Source organism: Streptomyces sp. NPDC002018 (assembly GCF_042890865.1).
Taxonomy (GTDB): Bacteria; Actinomycetota; Actinomycetes; order Streptomycetales; family Streptomycetaceae; genus Streptomyces.
Window position 1 is genome coordinate 1 of record NZ_JBIASO010000057.1, and the last position, 2,382, is coordinate 2,382.

At 72.2% G+C, this 2,382-nt stretch carries 1 protein-coding gene; it reads right to left on the reverse strand.

Going from position 1 to position 2,382, the window contains the following annotated elements:
- Window positions 1-91 precede the first annotated feature (91 nt).
- The gene (locus tag ACFYYH_RS34475) at window positions 92-2,032 is read right to left on the reverse strand and encodes an NAD-binding protein (RefSeq protein ID WP_388559881.1); all 1,941 of its coding nucleotides are present in this window, start codon (window positions 2,030-2,032) and stop codon (window positions 92-94) included.
- Window positions 2,033-2,382: the final 350 nt, after the last annotated feature.

Sequence of the window (2,382 nt, forward strand, 5' to 3'; positions counted from 1 at the left end):
CCGATACGACAAGCGCGGCTACATCTTCCTCGGCACCGCAACAGCAGCAGCCCTCACCATCTGGCTCCGCACATGATCGACCGGACAAGTCCTAGGTCCTGTCCGGATCCGGAGCACGGCGGGTCCGGCGGGCGGACTGCCGGCCGAGCAGCTCCGCGAGGCCACGCCGGGTGGCCGCCACGACCACCCGGTCGCGCGGATGCAGCACATAGCCGGGGTGCAGATCCCAGACGAGCCCCTGCGGCCTGGGCCCCTCGCGGTCGAGACGGGTGTCCGCCAGATCGGGCACCCTGTCCCCCGGCTCCGCGGTGTCCAGCGCGATGATGCGCCAGGCGCCGGGCCGGAAGACCTCGGCGATCGTGCGTCCCTCCAGCCGGGGATGGCCCGCCACATCGATGGCCGCGACCAGCAGCACCTTGCGCTCCACCGGGATCGCGCCCAGGATCTGCCGCCCCATCATGGCGATGGCGAAGGCGGGCGCGGCCAGGGTGGAGACGCTGCGGCTGCGGGTGAGGGCGCCGGGGTGGGCCGCGCGCAGGGTGCGGTAGACGGCGGTCGCGAAGTCGTCGTCGTACACCCGCAGCGCCACCCGCAGATCCGGCGCGACCGAGCGCGCGTACAGGGCGGCCTCGAGATTGGTGGTGTCGACGCTGGTCAGGGCGAGCAGCGCGTGTGCCCGCTGGACCTTGGCCGTCTCCAGCACGCCCTCCTGCGTCACATCACCCAGGACGACCGGCACGCGCAGACTACGGGCGAGCGCGATGCCCCGCGCTTCGGGGTCCTCCTCCACACAGACGACCGGGATACCCAGCTCACGCAGCCGGACCAGCACCCGGCTGCCGATCTTCCCGAGCCCGAGCAGCACCACATGGCCGTGTATCCCGCGTGGGGGACGGCGCAGCGCGGCCGCCGTACGGAACGTTCCCAGCGCCTCCAGCACCGCGGCGATCACCACCGGCAGCAGCAGAAGCCCCGCGGCCCCGGAGAGGAGCTGGAGGATCTGCCGTGCGGCCGGCTCACCGACCGCCGGATCGCCCACGGCGAGGAGATCGAGCAGCGTGAGATAGGTCGCGCGCAGCGGATGGACATCGGTGAGGATCCAGGAGGTCACGGCCAGGGCGAGGACGGCCAGCACGATCCCGGCGAAGGACCAGCGCAGCCGGCGGGAGAACAGCGAACCCAGCGGCGCGCCACGCCCCGCCAGCCGGCCCGCCGGCAGATCGGGGCCCGCGTGGGACACCGCCTCCAGGACCACCGTCCCCCGTCCCGTCGCGGCGGCGGCACTGGCGTCGTCGGGCAGCAGCCGCGGGCCCTCCTGACCGCTGTTGTCCGAACCCTCCGCGCCCGCCGGGTCGTTGGTGGTGGCCGAGAGCAGGGCGAGGGTGCAGAGCCCCGGGTCGGCCACCTCACCGGGCCCCGGCGGAGTGCGCTCCACGGCCCGCAGCAGCAGACCGTCGGCCCTGACGACCTTGCTGGTGCCCGCCACGGCGGTGGCGGCCAGCGCGGGCGCCGCCGTGTCCGCGTCCGAGAGAACCGTGGTGGACGCGTCGAGCGCGGCCGTGTCGATCCCGGGAACGGCGACGGCGGCGGCCTGGTCGAGCAGCTCCTCCAGATGCTGGCCGAGCTTCCGGTTGTAGAGCCTGATGACCAGGCGCAGTTGGGGGTTGAGCCGACGGGCGGCCAGCGCGGCCCGGATATTGATCTCGTCGTCCTCATGAACCAGGGCGAGCGCCGCCGCCTCCCGCACCCCCGCGTCCACGAGGGTCTCCTCGTCGAGGTCCAACGCCTCGATGACACGCGGCTCTTCGGCCCTCCCGCCGCCGTCACCCGCCGCACCCGGCTGGGCCGTACGGGCCACCACCGCCGACATCCTGCCGATGAGCGCGGAGGCCCTGCCGCCCCGCGCCACGAGCGGGGCGACAGGAAGATGGCCGCGTACGGGAGGAATGACCAGCGTGACCTGTTCGCCGTAGACATCACGCAACTCGCCGGCGAGGCGCTGGGCCAGCGTGTCGTCTCCGCAGACGACCATATGGCCGGTGGGGGAGCCTTGTTGTACCTGGTGAGGAAGTGAGGACACAGAAACAGTGTGACGGCAGCGGGTAGCTTTCCAGCTTTTTTGAGGGCTCGGTTCGCCTCCGGGCGCTTTGTGCCACTGTCGACGGTCGACCGTGCTCGATTCGCTCGTACCTCACGAACCTCCGCGCGCTCTCCCTTTCGACAGCGGCGCGCCCTTCGGCTCACGCACCTTCTTTTTTGAGGGCTCGGTTCGCCTCCGGGCGCTGGATGCCACTGTCGACGGTCGACCGTGCTCGGCCGCTCGTACCTCACGGCCTCCGCGCGCTCTCCCTTTCGACAGCGGCGCGCCCTTCGGCTCACTCG

Bases quoted from the DNA above. Each gene is read 5' to 3' on its own strand.
- ACFYYH_RS34475 (WP_388559881.1), bottom strand. From the start codon at position 2,032: ATGGTCGTCTGCGGAGACGACACGCTGGCCCAGCGCCTCGCCGGCGAG.